Genomic DNA, 14,933 nt, shown 5'->3' on the forward strand with positions numbered 1-14,933 from the left:
CATTGCCGCCGCCTCTGCGTTCGGGAGGCGGGCGGCAATGTCGTCTCGGGGCGCTTACAGGCGGAAGACCTTGACGGCCTGACCCCGCTCGACCTCCCAGTGCTGCTGGCTGCGCAGGCGCTGGGCCTGCCCCTCGCTGCGCGCATTGTGCTGCGCCAGCTTGATGGCCAGCAGCTCGCGCGCCAGCCGTTTGTTGGCATGCTGGCTGCGTTCGCTCATGACCTTGACGGCAATCCCGCTGGGCACGTGCAGGGCATGGACGGCCGAGTCCGTGGTGTTGACATGCTGACCGCCCTTGCCCGAAGCCTTGCAGGACTGGAACTGGATCTCGCCGTCCATGGCCAGCTGGCGCGGCGACTCGCAGCGCTGCACGGCGACGAACCAGTTCTTGCGCGGATGCCGGGGCCGGAAGGGGCTGGCGAAGATCCACTGGATGGTGCCCAGCCATTCGCGCAGCGCGGGCGTCTCGCGCTCGCAGCGCAGCAGCACCGACATGCAGCCAGCAGGGGTGCGGGACTCCTCCAGCACCTCGACGGCCAAATCCTCGGCTGCGCAGGCCTGCAGCAGCTTGCGCAGCGTCAGCTGCAGCGCGTATTCGCACTCGGCGGGGCCGTGGGCCGAGCTCAGTTGCATCAGCAGCATTGCATGGCTCCCTTCTTGTAGGTCAGCAGGGGCCTGAGACGCGCGACCAGCTCCACCAGGCCGGCTTGCTGCAGGCTGGCGACCACGGAGTCCACATCCTTGTAGGCCTGGGGGGCCTCCTCGTAGACCAGCTCGCGGTCGGCGCAGACCACGGCGCTGCCGAAGCGCGTGCGCAGCAGCTCGTCCAGCGTGAAGCGGGGCCGCAGCCGGCCTGCGCAGTCCGTGCGCGCCCATTTGCGGCCGGCGCCGTGGGCCAGCGAATCCAGGGCCTCGTGCCGCCCGGTGACGGGCCGCACCAGATAGCTGTAGTCGCCGCGCGAGCCCGGAATGACGACCAGACCCCGGTCTGCCGGTGTGGCGCCCTTGCGGTGCAGAAAGCCGTCCTGGCCCTGCCAGCGGTGGGCAAGCACATGGTTGTGCGTGATGTCGAGCACGGCCTCGCCCTGGCTGCGGATCGCGCGCAGCAGGCGCTGGGCGATGCTGCTGCGGTTGAGCCGCGCATAGTCAATGGCGGCATCGTGCTGCAGCAGGTATTGCCTTGCGGCTTCGGTGCCGGCGGCCAGGCCGTCGTGGCTGAAGCGCTGCACATGCTCGCGCAGTATGGCGCTGCCCAGGCCGCGCGAGCCGCTGTGCACCATGAGGTGCACGCGCTTTTTGTCGAGTGCGCCTTCCTCGTAGAGGGTCTCGACCTGCTGCAGTTCGGCAAAGTGGTTGCCGCCGCCTATGGTGCCCAGACTCTGAAGCAGATAGGCCGGATCGGCGACGCCGCTGGTCTGCGCAATCTGCTGCAGCTGCCCCATGTCCATGGTCTCCAGCAGCTCCTGAGGCAGAGGGCCGTCGATATTGCCCACGGCTTTTTCAAGCCTGGCGCCCGAGGTCTTGTGCACGGCCAGGTCGGTTGCGTACAGGGACATGCCGCAGCCTATGTCGCCTCCGACCAGGGCCGGGTAGAAGCGTTCTGTCGAGAAAAATGCCGCGCCCACGGGATAGCCCTGGCCCGGATGCAGGTCGGGAAGACCCACGGCAGCGCGGATGCCGTCCAGGTTGGCGGCGGTGGTGTGAAGTTGCTGGATGGCAGCGTCCTCGATCCAGACGCTGCGGTTGGCGAACACCTTGATATAGGTGTCCGAAAAAGAATTGCCCATGAATGGCCCTTGGTCGAATGCATGAAATCAGCGATGGGGCAGTCGCGACATGCTCGGCCGAGGGCATCCGGGAATTCACGCGCAGCACAAGGCCTGGCTCCATGTCGTTCCATGGGCCGGGCGAGGTCTGCAGCGTGGCGGGAAGCGCTAGAAGGCTTTAGGCGGGCACGACTGCAAAGGGATTTGTCGTCTGGGACATGGCTCTTTCCTTTGCGTGAGTGGGTGAAGCGCGCAATCCTGCATGGAGTGCGGCAAAGAAAGGCATGCTATGGACTGGCGAGCGGCGGCGCAAGCCATGCAGCTCGGTGCGTTGCGGATTGGCCACAGATAGAGAAAAGCCCCGCAGGCCGTGCCTGCGGGGCTTGGGGGACAGCGCGGGGAGCAGTCCCGCGTCAGTCCTGGGGTCTGAAGCCTATGACCAAGTCCGACGGCACCTTGCCGTCGATATCGCGCGGCAGCTTGTCGGTCTTGTGCAGGGCGCGCACCACGGCTTCATCCCAGGCCGCGTTGCCGCTGGACTTGGAGATCGTGGCACTGGTGATGGTGCCGTCCGGTGCCGTGCGCACGCGGACCTCGGCACGCGGATTGCCGCTGACCGCATCGGGGTAGACGATGTTGGGCTTGACGCGCGCGGCCACCTTGGCGGCATAGCCGGCCGATGGTCCGCCGCTGGCACTGCTGCCCGCGCCGCCCGTGCGGCTGCCGCCGCTGCCGGCCTGATCGCTGCCGCCGGACCCGCCGGCCAGCCCTTGCAGGCGTGCCAGCTCGGCCTTGCGACGGTCATCGGCTGCCTTGGCATCCCTGGCGTCCCTGGCCGCCTTCTCCTTGGCTTCCTTGGCGGCTTTTTCCTTGTCGGCCTTGTCCTTCTCGGCTTTTTCCCTGGCAGCCTTGTCCTTGGCAGCTTTCTCGGCTTTCTCTTTCTCAGCCTTTTCCGCTTTTTCCTTCTCGGCCTTGTCCTTGGCCGCCTTTTCGGCCTTTTCCTTTTTCTCGTGCTCGAGCTTTTCCTTGCGTTCCTTCTCCGCTTTTTCAGCCTTCTCGGCCTTTTGTTTTTCCAGCTGCGCCTTTTCGGCCTTTTCCTTCTCGGCCTTGTCCTTTTCGGCTTTTTCCTTGCGCTCTTTTTCGCGCTGTTCGCGGGCTTCCTGCTCGGCCTTTTCCTTCTTCAGCTGCTCCTGCTTTTTCTTTTTGGCCAGGGCAATCTCGGCCTCATGATCGTCGTCATGGGCCTGAGCCTTGGGGGCAGGCGCAGGAGGAGGCAGCGGTGCCACCACGGGTTCCGGCGGAGGAGGTGGTGGCTCGGGAGCCGGAGCCGGCTCCGGCGTGGGCTCCGGAGCGGGAGGCGGCGGTGTCACGGCGGCTGCGGAAGCCGGGGCGGAACTGCTCCAGACCTCGGCTTCGACCATGGCCTCGTCGGCTTCTTTGGGGGGGGCGCACCGTCCACAGCAGGGCCGCGATCAGCAACCCGTGCGCGGCCAGGGCGAGCGACCATGAGCGCGCCCGGCCTTTGGGGCGGGGCGGGGCAAACTGATCGCGATCTTGCTGGTTAGGCATGGTGAATTGGTGGTCTGCGCGGGCTGCGGCTTCAAGGCATCAAAGTCGCGGCTGGCGGCAGAGCTTCCTGTAGGGGATCAATTGCTGGAAGAGGAAACGACGCCGAAGGCAATGCGCTTGACGCCGGCCTTGGACAGCGTGGTGTGCGCCTTCATGACGTCGTCAAAAGGCAGACCCTTGTCGGCGATGATCTGGATGGCGCTGTCCTCGCCCTGGCCTTGCTGCCAGGACTGGGCCAGACCCTTGAGGTCGTCGAGCTTGATGGTCTGGGTGTTGCTGCCGTTCTTGAACTGGATGCTGCCATCCTTGTCGAGCAGCACATAGGCAATGTTCTTGGTCGGCGGGCGTGAGGACTTGCCCGCGCTGGGGACGTTGATGGAGCCCGGCGTGAGCATGGGCGCCGTCACCATGAAGATGATGAGCAGCACCAGCATCACGTCGATGAAGGGCACCATATTGATTTCGTTGACGGTGCGGCGATTGCGACCGCGTGAACTCATGGCTGGCATGGATCACACTCCTTACAAATAGGCTGCTTGGCGCGCAGCCGTCCTGCTTGCGCGAGGCTCAATCCAGAGGCGCAGTGCAAAGGCCCGCGGGCCTTGTGTCCTGTCAAGGCCAGATGCCTGAAGCGACTCGGGAACCGTTTCATCTCAATGGCCGGAGGCGGAGCCGCTGGCGGTGGCACCGACATTGCGCTGCAGGATATTGGAGAACTCCTCGATGAAGGTCTCTTCCTGGCTGGCGATGCGGTCGATGTGGTGGGCGTAGCGGTTGTAGGCCGTTACGGCGGGGATGGCTGCAAACAGACCCATGGCGGTGGCGACCAGGGCTTCGGCAATGCCGGGGGCCACGGTGGCCAGCGTGATCTGCTCCATATTGGCAAAGCCGGTGAAGGCGTGCATCACGCCCCAAACGGTGCCGAACAGGCCGACATAGGGCGAGACCGAGGCCACCGTGCCCAGGAAGGACAGGCCGGATTCGATCTCGTCGAGTTCGCGCTGGAAGCTGGCGCGCATGGCACGGCGCGTGCCGTCCATCAGGGTGGCGACATCGCCGATGCGGCGCTCGCGCAGCTTCTGGTACTCACGCATGCCGCTGGCAAAGATGCGCTCCATGGGGCCGCCGGTCTTGGCGTTCTGCGCGGCAGAGGCATAGAGGTCGTTGAGGCTGGTGCCCGACCAGAAGTCCTGCTCGAAGTTGTCGTTGAGCGAGCGCACTCGCTTCAAGGTCTGGGCCTTGCGAAAAATGGTGGCCCAGCTCGCTATGGATGCGATCACCAGGATCAGCATGACCAGTTGTACCACCCAACTGGCCTGCATGATGAGGCTGAGGATGGACATGTCTTGGGAGTTCATGAAAGTTGCTCCAGGATATGGTTCGGAATTCTCGCGGGGCGCATGGTCTTGCCATCCACCCACCCAATTCGGATGGAGCCCGTGCACAGCGGCGTGGGCTCTTGGGCGTGACTGTCGGAATGGACCAGCAGCGCCTGCTGCTCGATTGTGAGCGAAGCGCGGCCGGCACTTTTCAAGCTAGCGGTAACAAAGAGTTGGTCATCGAGTCGCGCCGGGTGCAGATATTCAAGCTGCGCAGACGTTACGACAAAGATGCCGCCGGTTTGTTCCCGCAGCTTTTGCTGGGCGATGCCCAGCGAGCGCAACCACTCGGTACGGGCACGCTCGAAGAACTTGAGGTAGTTGGCATAGAACACGGCGCCGCCGGCATCGGTGTCTTCCCAGTAAACGCGTATCGGGAATGTGAACACCCCGGCTGCGGCGGCTTGCATGGCATCGGCCCCGTCAGGCAAAGGCGCTGGTTGGCTCTGCATCATCACGGATTCAGCAGAAGAGCTTTTTCATGCGAGCAATGGCTTCCTGCAGCTGCTCCATGGAGTTGGCGGTGGAAAAGCGCACATAGTTCGCCGTCTCGGCCTGACCGAAGTCGCGGCCGGGGGTGATGGCCAGGTGAGCCTGGTTCATCAGCGCATAGGCAAAATCCCAGCTGCCCTTGACGCCGAGCTTCTCGGCGGCAGCGCGGCAGTCGGCCCAGGCGTAGAAAGCGCCGTCGGGCTTGACGGGCACGGGCAGGCCTATCGCTTCGAGAGCCGGGATGAAGTAGTCGCGGCGGGCCTTGAACTCGGCGCGGCGGCGTTCGTATTCGGCAATGCTCTCGGGCTCGAAGCAGGCGAGGGCCGCATACTGCGATACGGTGCTGGCACAGATGAACAGATGCTGGGCCAGCATCTCGATGGGCGCGACCAGCGACTCGGGCACGACCATCCAGCCCAGGCGCCAGCCCGTCATATTGAAATATTTGCTGAAGCTGTTGATGGAGATGATGTCATCGCCCAGCTTCAGGGCCGATTGGCCAAAGGCTTCGTCGTAGGACAGGCCCAGGTAGATTTCGTCGACGATGGTCAACCCGCCTTTGGCGCGCACGACGTCGTGGATGCGGCGCAGCTCATCGGGAGCAATCGAAGTGCCCGTGGGGTTGGACGGCGAGGCCAGCATCACGCCGCGCGTGCGCTTGCCCCAGGCTGCTTCGACCTTGGCGGCGCTGAGCTGAAAGCGCTCCGCCGCCGAGGAGGGGATGAGCACCGGCTTGCCCTCGGCCGCCGAGACAAAGTGGCGGTTGCAGGGGTAGCTGGGGTCGGGCATCAGCACCTCGTCGCCTTCGTCGATTAGTGCCAGGCAGGCCAGCTGCAGCGCGGCCGAGGCGCCGGCCGTGATGATGATGCGGCGCGCCGGCACGTCCACGCCGAAGCGGCTGGCATACCAGGCGCTGATGCGCTCGCGCAGCTCGGGCAGGCCCGGTGCCTGGGTATATTGCGTGCGGCCGTCGCGGATGGCGCGCTCTGCCGCTTGCTGCACCAGAGGCGGGGCGCTGAAGTCCGGCTCGCCGATGTTCAGATAGATCATGGGCGTGCCGCTGGCGCTGGACTGGCGGGCCACTTCCTGCGCGTGCTTGGCCATTTCCATGACGTAGAAAGGCTCGATGCGTTGGGCGCGGCGGGAAAGCTCGATGACGGACATGGACGACGTTATTCTTTCAATCAATCAGCGTTCGGGTGCAGTCTGGTGCCGGAGTATGCAGCCGGTGCATCAGCCTTGCGCCCATAAAAAAACTGCAACCAGCCAGCCGGTGCACGATAGCACCTGCGGCCCTGTTGCAGTATTTGCATTGACTATGCATGTGGCGCCAGCAGGGCCGCGCAGGCACGGCGCTGCAGCTCAAGCGGTTCAGCTGGCGGACTTGTTGGCGCGGTCATGCGCCACTTCGGTGGCGCGCAGCTCGGGAGCCAGTCCGTTGAGCACGGCGTTGACATACTTGTGACCGTCGGTGCCGCCGAATTCCTTGGCCAGCTCGATGCACTCGTTGAGCACCACGCGCCAGGGCACGTCGGGGCAGTTCTGGAACTCGTACACACCAATCCACATGCAGGCATGTTCGATGGGCGAGATCTCGGTCAGGCCGCGATCGAGCTTGGGCGTGATCAGTGCGTCCAGTGCAGCTTCGTTTTCCACGCAGCCGCGCAGCAGTGCATCGTAGTGCACCACGTCGGCCTTGTGAAAGCCGGCCAGATCGCGCGTGAAGCGGTCGATGTCGAGCACCGCATTGCGGCCCACGATGTGCTGATACAGGCCTTGCAGTGCGAACTCGCGTGCGCGGCTGCGATTGGATTTGGAGCCCGCCTTGCGTGCGCCGGTGCTGGTCAGGCCGGTGCGCTTCTGGGGAGGGCGGCGCGAGCCGGACTCGCTGGATTGTTCTTCACTCATGATCGTCGTAGGAGTTGAGCAGATTGGCCATTTCCACGGCGACCTGGGCGGCGTCGCGGCCCTTGTCTACCTGGCGGGCAATGGCTTGCTCCATGTTTTCAGTGGTGATGATCGCGTTGGCGATCGGCAGGCGGTAGTCCAGGGACAGGCGTGTCACGCCTGCGCCCGATTCGTTGGCTACCAGCTCGAAGTGGTATGTCTCCCCACGGATGATGCAGCCCAGCGCCACCAGGGCGTCGTACTGATCGGTGTCGGCCAGTGTCTGCAGCGCCACGGGCACTTCGAGTGCGCCGGGGACGGTGACATGGTCGATGTTCTCGCTCTTCACACCCAGTGCCAGCAGCTCATCGCGGCAGGAGGCAAACAGGGTGTTGGTAATGCTTTCGTTGAAGCGTGCTTGCACGATGCCGATCTTCAGTTCGGCGCCGTTGAGGTTCTGGCCTTGGCCTTTTTCTGCGTTTTGCATCTGGTGTTCCGTCTCTTATTCTTTGGGGATGTAACCCGTGATTTCCAGGCCGTAGCCTGCCATGCTGGGCATGCGGCGGGGCTGGCCCATGAGGTGCATCTTGCTCACGCCCAACTCGCGCAGGATTTGCGCGCCCACGCCATAGGTGCGCAGGTCCATGCGGCCACGCTCCGGCGCCTGGGCCGAACGGGCCTTGCCTTCGAACTGGGTCAGCAACTGCTCGCCGGACTCGCTGCAGTTGAGCAGCACGGCCACGCCCTGGCCATTGCCGTTGATGTACTTGAGGCTTTCGTCCAGGCACCAGGAATGCTGGTTGCGGCCGGTTTCGAGCGCATCGAGCACCGATAGCGGCTCGTGCACGCGCACGGGCACGGTGGTGTCGGGCTGCCATTCGCCCTTGACCAGTGCCAGATGCACGGAGCCGCTGGGCACGTCGCGGAAGGCATGGGCGATGAATTCGCCATGGGCCGTCTGCATGGGGCGGCTGCCCACTTTCTGCAGCAGGGATTCGTTGCGGCTGCGGTATTCGATGAGGTCGGCAATCGTGCCGATCTTGATGCCATGCTCGGCGCAGAACAGCTGCAGATCGGGCAGGCGGGCCATGGTGCCGTCGTCCTTCATGATCTCGCAGATCACGGCCGAGGGCGTGCAGCCTGCCAGCGCGGCCAGATCGCAACCAGCCTCGGTATGGCCGGCGCGCATGAGCACGCCGCCGTCCACGGCCTGCAGCGGGAAGATATGGCCGGGCTGCACCAGATCGCTGGGCTGGCTGTTCTTGTTCACGGCCACCTGGATGGTGCGTGCACGGTCGGCGGCCGAGATGCCGGTGGTCACGCCTTCGGCGGCTTCGATGGAAATGGTGAAGGCCGTGCTGTACACGGTGCCGTTGCGCGCGGCCATGGGCGGCAGCTTGAGGAATTCGCAGCGCTCGCGGGTCAGCGTCAGGCAGATCAGGCCACGGCCGAAGCGGGCCATGAAGTTGATGGCCTCCGCTGTGACATGGTCGGATGCCAGAACCAGATCGCCTTCGTTCTCACGGTCTTCTTCGTCAACGAGAACGACCATGCGGCCGGCACGCATTTCCGCCACGATTTCTTCGACGGGCGAGATGGGCACAGGTTGGAGGGAGCTGTTCATGGAATGCCTTCTTGGACGTGAACTGGATGCGATGCACTGCAGTCGGCGGCTGGCGCATGACACGCACCAGTGAGGCATTGCCGACGCCGCCATGGGCGCAGGCAGGACTTCCAAAGAACGTGTGAGGCGGGAGGCCGCCTGGGCGGAGCCGCTTTCTGCAGGACAAGGCCTTGCGGAAAGTGCTCATTCTATTGCAGAGCGGGCTTTGAGCGCGCAAGCCGACCCTGAAACCATGATGCAGTGCAAGAACCGGATGCAGTTCCAATGCACGGCATCCGGCAAGAGCCGCCCCGCCGCTCAGGGGGCTTACAAATACTCATGATCCTTGAGCACCACATCGCTGTCGGGATAGGCACAGCAGGGCAGCACATAGCCTTCGGCCTGCTCTTCGGTAGTCACACCCGGCCACTCGATGTCGTAGTGCACGCTGCCCGACACCAGTTGCCCCATGCAGGTGCGGCAGGTGCCGTTGCGGCAGGAGCTGGGCCAGTTCACGCCGCCGCTCTCCAGCGAGTCCAGCAGGGACTGGTCGGCCCAGGCGTCGACCTGCTGGCCGCTGGGCTCGCACTTGGCGATGAAGAAGGGAGGGGCAAAAGCAGAGTCGTTGGACATGAGGCGCTGTAGTGATTCTTTGCAAAACCCGTTGTTTTAGCCGGTTTGCCAAGGCCGTGGGCCCGGTGCGGATTGCCTGTTTTTTTCAGCGTTGAAAAATGAACCTTTTGAAATCAATGACTTGCCTGACTTATTCATGGGGCGAGTGCAGTTGTTCACAAGGATGTCCAGCGTAGGACGGGATAAGTGGCTGGTTGTCGGATAGGATCTGATCAAAAAACAGGCAGTTTGAAAAATTCAATATAAATCAAGTGCTTGAGCCATTGCTGCAAAAGCTATTCAGGCTTGTCCACAGGCTTGTTGAGAAAAATTGGGGAAAAGCCCGTCGCTTGTGGATGACTGATTTTTGCTATTGAAAGAAGAGCTTGTAGCGAATACAGATATTGAAATTTGAATAGTTTTAATATTGAAACCAAGTGATTTTTTACGGTAAATGCTCCCGGATTGATAGCATTCTCCAGACTTACCCGCAGGCAGTCGCAAACGCTACGCTGCGCTGCAGCATGGGCGCTTAAAGTGGCTGCATCAATGCACAAGCAAGGAGCAGGACATCATGGCAATGGATTTTCAAGGTCGTGTGGCCATCGTGACGGGAGCGGGCGGCGGTCTGGGGCGTCTGCATGCGCTGGCCCTGGCCAGGCGCGGTGCCAAGGTGGTGGTCAACGATCTGGGCGGCGCGGTGGACGGCTCGGGCGGTTCGGCCACGGCGGCGCAGCAGGTGGTGGATGAAATCCGTGCGGCGGGCGGCGAGGCGATTGCCAACGCGGCCTCCGTGACCGACTTCGACGCCGTGCAGGCCATGGTCAGGCAGGCCATCACGGCCTGGGGGCGCGTGGACATTCTGGTCAACAACGCCGGCATTCTGCGCGACAAGAGCTTTGCCAAGATGGACATGGCGGACTTCCGCCTGGTCGTCGACGTGCACCTGATGGGCGCTGCCAACTGCTGCAAGGCCGTCTGGCCCTATATGCAGGAGCAGAACTATGGCCGCATCGTGATGACGACCTCGTCCACGGGCCTCTATGGCAATTTCGGCCAGGCCAACTATGGCGCGGCAAAGCTGGCTCAGGTGGGCTTGATGCAGACGCTGGCCATCGAAGGGGCCAAACACAATATCCGGGTCAATGCGCTGGCCCCCACGGCGGCCACACGCATGACGGCGGGTCTGCTGCCCGAGCCGGTGCTGGAGGCCCTGAAGCCGGAGGCCGTGGTGCCTGCCATGCTGGTGCTGGCGCACGAGAGCGCGCCCACGCGCACCATCGTCTGCGCCGGTGCCGGCGGTTTTGAGGCCGCGCACATCACCATGACCGAAGGTATCTATCTGGGCATGGGCGAGGCCGTCCCTGAGGAACTGGCCGCGCGCCTGGCCGAAGTCACTGCCAGCGAGGGCCAGCAGGTGCCGGCCAGCGGCGCCGTCCAGGGACAGGTGGAAGTGGGCAAGGCCATGAAAGCGCACGGACATTGATCAAGGCCAAAGTCGCAGCTTTTTTTTGCCTCGCACGAGCGGCAAGAGCGGCTAGCGGTTGCGATTAGCACAGCTGAAAAAAGCCCTCTCGCGAGGGCTTTTTCTGTTCTGGAGTGAGCATGTGCTCATGTTTGAGTTGCTGTTAACCCGGCAAATTTCTGGTAGAGGCCATGGCTCTTAGTAGCTCAACAGGCCGAAAAACGTGGTTAAGCGGCCAGCCGCCATCGCGTTGCGTCTTGTTTCTCTATCATTCGCCGTCTGGGCGCGATTGGGCAGACGAAGTTTGTCGTCAGCGTCTTCACTAAGAAGGTAAGAACAATGAAGACATCGCAGGCCGCCGTGAATATGCCCACCGCCGAAAGGCTGCTGGGCATTCGTCGCGGCATCGAGAAAGAGGGGCTGCGGGCATTGGCGACAGGCTCGCTGGCCCTGACGCCGCATCCGGCTGAACTGGGCTCGGCTCTCACGCACCCGCACATCACCACCGATTACAGCGAGTCCCAGCTGGAACTCATCACCGGCGCGCGCCTTGGGGTGGAGGAATGCCTGGACGAGCTGACTGAAGTCCACCAGTTCGTGCTGCGAAACCTCAGCGAAAGCGGCGAGTTGATGTGGAACTCCAGCATGCCCTGCCGGCTGCCCACAGACGAGACGATTCCGCTGGGCCGCTATGGCGGTTCGCACTCTGGCCGCTCCAAAAGTGTGTACCGCATGGGGCTGGGGCACCGCTATGGCCGCCGCATGCAGACCATCTCGGGGATTCATTACAACTGGTCGCTGCCCGGAGTGAGCAGCGACCAGTACTTCGCGCTGATCCGCAACTTCCGCCGCAACGCCTTTGTGCTGCTGTACCTGTACGGTGCCTCTCCAGCGCTGTGTCCCTGCTTTGTGGAAGGGCGCGAGCATCGTCTGCAGCCGCTGGGCGACGGCAGGAACGCACTGTATCTGCCCTATGCCACGTCGCTGCGCATGGGGCGACTGGGCTATCAGAGCGATGCGCAGTCCAGCATCAATGTCAGCTACAACGGGCTCGAGGGCTATGCGGACTCGCTGCATGAGGCGCTGACCCGTCCCTACCCGGCCTACGAGCAACTGGGCGTGAGAAACCCCGGTGGCGACTACAACCAGCTGGGCACTGGTCTGCTGCAGATCGAGAACGAGTTCTACGGCACCATCCGCCCCAAGCGCACTGTCAAGAGCGGCGAGCGCCCGCTGCATGCACTGCGCGAGCGCGGCGTGGAGTATGTCGAAGTGCGGCTCATGGACATCGATCCCTATGAAACCGTGGGCATTGCCCCGGCCACCATGCGCATGATCGACGTCTTCCTGCTGCACTGCCTGCACAGCGACAGCCCCGATGACACGCCCCAGGAAATCGCCGACCTCAAGCACAACCAGCATCTGGCTGCTGAGCAGGGCCGCGAGCCGGGACTGACGCTGGTGCGCAACGGCCAGCAGGTGCTGCTGACTGAATGGGCGCAGGAAGTGCTGGAGCAATGCCGTCCTTATGCCCAGGCGCTGGATGCCGCGCATGGCACGGGCGACTACAGCGCCGCGCTGGAGCAGGCCCTGGCCCGCGTGCAGGACGCGCAGTCCACGCCCTCGGCCCATGTGCTCAAGGAGCTCACCGGCGCCTATGACAACCATTTCATCGACTTCATGACCACGCAGTCCGCCAAGGCGCGCGATGCCTTGCTGGCCATGCCCTGGACGGCAGAGCAGCAGGCACGCTACGAGCAGATGAGTCAGGAGTCGGTGATTGCGCAGCAGGCCATCGAGGCCGCCGATACCATGACGTTCGAAGAATGGCGCCAGCGCTATATGGACCCGGCCAGCCTGCGCTGATTCTCCGAATTCGATAGCTGAAAGCGCTTGTGGCTTCTGGGTTGCAAGCGCTTTTTCTTTTTGAGCAGGCTGCGATGTCACAGCCTCGTCATCTGTGTTTCATATCGTAACGATTGGCGGGGCACTGCGCTCCGCGCTTGATCGGCGGTGTGCTCATGTTGTTGAAGAAATTCCAGAACCTTTCGGTGGCTCGCAAGATGTGGGCCTTGTTCCTGGGGCTGTTGCTGTGCAATGTGCTGGTGGCAGGCGGCCTGTTCAGCTATTTGCAAAATGTGGAGCAGCGGGTCAGCGCAGCCGTTCAGGCCACGGACAAGCGCATCAATCTTGCGCTGCGCTGGCAGGCGCTGACGCTGCAAAGCGTGGAGGCTGCGCTGGCCAGCGTGCTCTCTTCGGAAGAGCATCTGATTGCTCAGCTCTCGCAGAAAGCTCGCGGGCTGATGCAACAGGCCGGTGGTCTGCAGCAACAGGTGCAGGCCGATGCTCAGAGCGAAGTCGATCGAAGCGGCCTGGCCAGGGTGGAGCAGGAACGCAAGGCAGTGCTCGATATCTACGAGCAGGCCTATCAGGCGCGTGATCTGGGCAAGGCCTGGGAGGCGCAGAAGCTGGTGGACGAACAACTGATTCCCGCCTCGAGGCGCTATGTCCAGGCGCAGGATGCCTTTATCGAGGCTCAGCAGCAGCAGCGTCTGGACGCCGAGCAGCATGGGCGCGAGCAAACCGCCATCGCCAAGCGCATGGCCATGGGTGTGGGCCTGTTCATGGGCCTGGTGGGGGCGTTGCTGTCGTTGACGACGATTCGCTCCATCACCACGCCCTTGAGCGAGGCGGTGCAGCTGGCGCAGACCATTGCGGCGGGCGATCTCAGCTATGCACCGCCGGCGGCGGAGCGCGGCGACGAGCTGGGTCGGCTCATGCAGTCGCTGGCGCTGATGACTAGGCAGTTGCGCGGCCTGGTAGGCGAGGTGCAGGGTGGTGTGGAGGCCGTGGCTGCCGCATCCAGCCAGATGGCGCAGGACAACAGCGATCTCTCCGATCGCACGGCCCATGCTGCAGAGCAACTCAAGGCCACGGTCAGCAGCATAGAAAACATGGTCACCCTGGTCACCCATTCGGCCGACAGTGCGCGCCATGCCGACCAGAGCGCGCGCAGCGCCGCCGAGGCGGCGGCCAGCGGAGGCAGCGTGGTGCAGGAGGTGGTTCGCAATATGGAGCACATGGCGCAAAGCAGCCAGCAGGTGGCTGCCATTGTGGGGGTGATTGACGGCATTGCCTTCCAGACCAATATCCTGGCGCTGAATGCCGCCGTGGAAGCGGCGCGGGCAGGCACTCAGGGCCGTGGCTTTGCCGTGGTGGCGGCCGAGGTACGCGAGCTGGCCCAGCGCAGTGCCGAAGCGGCCAAGCAGATCCGCCAGCTCATGGAGCACTCCACCAAACAGATGAAGTCGGGACAGACATTGGCGCTGCAGGCCGGCCAGCGCATGGAACATATCGTGCGCGATGTGCGTACGGTCAGCGGTCTGATCGCCTCGATCACCGAGGCTGCCCAGGCGCAGAACCAGGGTATCGCCCAGATCAGCGAGGCGGTGCAGGCACTGGACCATATGACCAGCCAGAACGCTGGTCTGGTGGCCGAATCCAGTGCAGCAGCGCGCGAGCTATTTCATCAGGCGCAAAGGCTGGAGGCAGGGGCGGGGCGCTTCCGTATCGACTATCAAGCGCTGGATAACGAGATCGCCGATATCGAGGTGGACGTCATGGAAAGAGAAGTCCATGTGCCCCGCCTGGCTGCGCTGGAAGCCGAAATGGCATGAGTCCCGAGTAGCGGGTTTCGGGTCTCGGTCAGGCCTCGGTCATGGCTTGGGCCGCATCCTCCAGCCAGAAAGCCAGCGCATCGTAATAACCTTCCCAGACGCAGCCGTTGCAGCCGCGCCCGCAACAACTCGTGGGCTCGGGCGGCGGCTGGCGCAGCGTCACCGCCGCTGCTGCGGCGCGCTGCTGCCATAGCGCAATCTGGCTGCGCGCCTGTGTCAGCGGCTGCAGCAGGGCTGTGTCGCTCATTTCTTGAAGCGAACCCAGAGAAACTGAGCGATGAAGGCCAGACCCAGCACCAGAGCAAACCAGCCCACGATATGGGACTGGGCAAACAGCTGGGCAATACCGCTTTCAGGCTTGAACACAGGGGCCAGCAAGATGATGATGCCGATCAGTGCAATCGTCAGGCCCTTGATCAGAATTTCGTTGCGGGCTTTGGACTTTTGGGGGGCGGAGGGCAAGGGCATAAGCGAGCTGGCAGG

General features: G+C 63.4%; 15 protein-coding genes and 1 pseudogene. 3 read left to right on the plus strand and 13 right to left on the minus strand.

Annotation, left to right across the window (positions count from 1 at the left end; genetic code table 11):
• Positions 1 to 54 precede the first annotated feature (54 nt).
• The 11 genes and pseudogenes from prfH to V8Z78_RS09355 all read right to left on the minus strand — a co-directional run bounded on the left by prfH (position 55) and on the right by V8Z78_RS09355 (position 9,329).
• Positions 55 to 642 (minus strand): peptide chain release factor H, encoded by a 588-nt coding sequence (prfH, locus tag V8Z78_RS09305; protein ID WP_314352450.1) that lies wholly within the window; start codon positions 640 to 642, stop codon positions 55 to 57.
• Positions 633 to 1,787, minus strand: coding sequence for an RNA ligase RtcB family protein (locus V8Z78_RS09310; RefSeq protein WP_349731270.1), 1,155 nt, complete (start codon positions 1,785 to 1,787; stop codon positions 633 to 635). Before V8Z78_RS09310 ends, prfH begins: the two co-directional genes overlap by 10 nt.
• 392 nt (positions 1,788 to 2,179) lie before the next feature.
• A pseudogene (gene tolA / locus V8Z78_RS09315) lies at positions 2,180 to 3,335 on the minus strand (cell envelope integrity protein TolA).
• Positions 3,336 to 3,412: 77 nt separating this feature from the next.
• Positions 3,413 to 3,844 (minus strand): biopolymer transporter ExbD, encoded by a 432-nt coding sequence (locus tag V8Z78_RS09320; RefSeq protein ID WP_012839211.1) that lies wholly within the window; start codon positions 3,842 to 3,844, stop codon positions 3,413 to 3,415.
• A gap of 144 nt (positions 3,845 to 3,988) precedes the next feature.
• Positions 3,989 to 4,693, minus strand: a complete 705-nt coding sequence (tolQ, locus tag V8Z78_RS09325; protein ID WP_003063920.1) for a protein TolQ — start codon at positions 4,691 to 4,693, stop codon at positions 3,989 to 3,991.
• The gene (gene ybgC, locus V8Z78_RS09330; RefSeq protein WP_034391941.1) at positions 4,690 to 5,124 is read right to left on the minus strand and encodes a tol-pal system-associated acyl-CoA thioesterase; all 435 of its coding nucleotides are present in this window, start codon (positions 5,122 to 5,124) and stop codon (positions 4,690 to 4,692) included. Before ybgC ends, tolQ begins: the two co-directional genes overlap by 4 nt.
• Positions 5,125 to 5,176: 52 nt before the next feature.
• Positions 5,177 to 6,370, minus strand: coding sequence for a pyridoxal phosphate-dependent aminotransferase (locus V8Z78_RS09335; RefSeq protein ID WP_349731271.1), 1,194 nt, complete (start codon positions 6,368 to 6,370; stop codon positions 5,177 to 5,179).
• A gap of 207 nt (positions 6,371 to 6,577) precedes the next feature.
• On the minus strand, positions 6,578 to 7,114 hold the full coding sequence (gene nusB, locus V8Z78_RS09340; protein WP_003063915.1) for a transcription antitermination factor NusB: 537 nt from the start codon (positions 7,112 to 7,114) through the stop codon (positions 6,578 to 6,580).
• Positions 7,107 to 7,580 carry a 6,7-dimethyl-8-ribityllumazine synthase gene (gene ribH / locus V8Z78_RS09345; protein WP_003063913.1) on the minus strand — a complete coding sequence of 158 codons (474 nt, stop codon included), beginning with the start codon at positions 7,578 to 7,580 and terminating at the stop codon, positions 7,107 to 7,109. Before ribH ends, nusB begins: the two co-directional genes overlap by 8 nt.
• A 15-nt stretch (positions 7,581 to 7,595) precedes the next feature.
• Positions 7,596 to 8,717: a bifunctional 3,4-dihydroxy-2-butanone-4-phosphate synthase/GTP cyclohydrolase II gene (ribBA, locus tag V8Z78_RS09350; protein WP_003063911.1), complete on the minus strand. Its 1,122-nt coding sequence runs from the start codon at positions 8,715 to 8,717 to the stop codon at positions 7,596 to 7,598.
• 306 nt (positions 8,718 to 9,023) lie between these two features.
• Positions 9,024 to 9,329, minus strand: a complete 306-nt coding sequence (locus tag V8Z78_RS09355; protein WP_012839207.1) for a 2Fe-2S iron-sulfur cluster-binding protein — start codon at positions 9,327 to 9,329, stop codon at positions 9,024 to 9,026.
• Positions 9,330 to 9,882: 553 nt separating this feature from the next.
• Between V8Z78_RS09355 and V8Z78_RS09360 the strand changes: the two genes are divergently transcribed.
• From V8Z78_RS09360 to V8Z78_RS09370, 3 genes are all read left to right on the plus strand, one after another.
• Positions 9,883 to 10,794, plus strand: a complete 912-nt coding sequence (locus tag V8Z78_RS09360; protein ID WP_349731272.1) for an SDR family NAD(P)-dependent oxidoreductase — start codon at positions 9,883 to 9,885, stop codon at positions 10,792 to 10,794.
• Between the two features lie 318 nt (positions 10,795 to 11,112).
• A complete protein-coding gene (gene gshA, locus V8Z78_RS09365) occupies positions 11,113 to 12,639 on the plus strand; it encodes a glutamate--cysteine ligase (RefSeq protein WP_349731273.1) in 1,527 nt (508 codons plus the stop codon).
• A gap of 155 nt (positions 12,640 to 12,794) precedes the next feature.
• A complete protein-coding gene (locus tag V8Z78_RS09370; protein WP_034361768.1) occupies positions 12,795 to 14,450 on the plus strand; it encodes a methyl-accepting chemotaxis protein in 1,656 nt (551 codons plus the stop codon).
• A 28-nt stretch (positions 14,451 to 14,478) separates the two neighbouring features.
• Here V8Z78_RS09370 and V8Z78_RS09375 read toward each other — a convergent pair whose 3' ends face one another.
• A complete protein-coding gene (locus V8Z78_RS09375) occupies positions 14,479 to 14,697 on the minus strand; it encodes an oxidoreductase-like domain-containing protein (protein WP_003063900.1) in 219 nt (72 codons plus the stop codon).
• Positions 14,694 to 14,918 (minus strand): hypothetical protein, encoded by a 225-nt coding sequence (locus V8Z78_RS09380; protein ID WP_003063898.1) that lies wholly within the window; start codon positions 14,916 to 14,918, stop codon positions 14,694 to 14,696. Before V8Z78_RS09380 ends, V8Z78_RS09375 begins: the two co-directional genes overlap by 4 nt.
• Positions 14,919 to 14,933: the final 15 nt, after the last annotated feature.

Origin of the sequence: Comamonas sp. wu1-DMT (assembly GCF_040187805.1) — a bacterium.
GTDB lineage: Bacteria > Pseudomonadota > Gammaproteobacteria > Burkholderiales > Burkholderiaceae_C > Comamonas > Comamonas thiooxydans.

Excerpts from the sequence above, each read along its gene's own strand:
- nusB (WP_003063915.1), bottom strand. The coding sequence starts at position 7,114 with ATGAGTGAAGAACAATCCAGCGAGTCCGGCTCGCGCCGCCCTCCCCAG.
- V8Z78_RS09320 (WP_012839211.1), bottom strand. The coding sequence starts at position 3,844 with ATGCCAGCCATGAGTTCACGCGGTCGCAATCGCCGCACCGTCAACGAA.
- ribH (WP_003063913.1), bottom strand. The coding sequence starts at position 7,580 with ATGCAAAACGCAGAAAAAGGCCAAGGCCAGAACCTCAACGGCGCCGAA.
- V8Z78_RS09360 (WP_349731272.1), top strand. The coding sequence starts at position 9,883 with ATGGCAATGGATTTTCAAGGTCGTGTGGCCATCGTGACGGGAGCGGGC.
- gshA (WP_349731273.1), top strand. The coding sequence starts at position 11,113 with ATGAAGACATCGCAGGCCGCCGTGAATATGCCCACCGCCGAAAGGCTG.
- ybgC (WP_034391941.1), bottom strand. The coding sequence starts at position 5,124 with ATGCAAGCCGCCGCAGCCGGGGTGTTCACATTCCCGATACGCGTTTAC.
- V8Z78_RS09310 (WP_349731270.1), bottom strand. The coding sequence starts at position 1,787 with ATGGGCAATTCTTTTTCGGACACCTATATCAAGGTGTTCGCCAACCGC.
- V8Z78_RS09380 (WP_003063898.1), bottom strand. The coding sequence starts at position 14,918 with ATGCCCTTGCCCTCCGCCCCCCAAAAGTCCAAAGCCCGCAACGAAATT.
- V8Z78_RS09375 (WP_003063900.1), bottom strand. The coding sequence starts at position 14,697 with ATGAGCGACACAGCCCTGCTGCAGCCGCTGACACAGGCGCGCAGCCAG.
- V8Z78_RS09335 (WP_349731271.1), bottom strand. The coding sequence starts at position 6,370 with ATGTCCGTCATCGAGCTTTCCCGCCGCGCCCAACGCATCGAGCCTTTC.
- V8Z78_RS09355 (WP_012839207.1), bottom strand. The coding sequence starts at position 9,329 with ATGTCCAACGACTCTGCTTTTGCCCCTCCCTTCTTCATCGCCAAGTGC.
- tolQ (WP_003063920.1), bottom strand. The coding sequence starts at position 4,693 with ATGAACTCCCAAGACATGTCCATCCTCAGCCTCATCATGCAGGCCAGT.
- ribBA (WP_003063911.1), bottom strand. The coding sequence starts at position 8,717 with ATGAACAGCTCCCTCCAACCTGTGCCCATCTCGCCCGTCGAAGAAATC.
- V8Z78_RS09370 (WP_034361768.1), top strand. The coding sequence starts at position 12,795 with ATGTTGTTGAAGAAATTCCAGAACCTTTCGGTGGCTCGCAAGATGTGG.
- prfH (WP_314352450.1), bottom strand. The coding sequence starts at position 642 with ATGCTGCTGATGCAACTGAGCTCGGCCCACGGCCCCGCCGAGTGCGAA.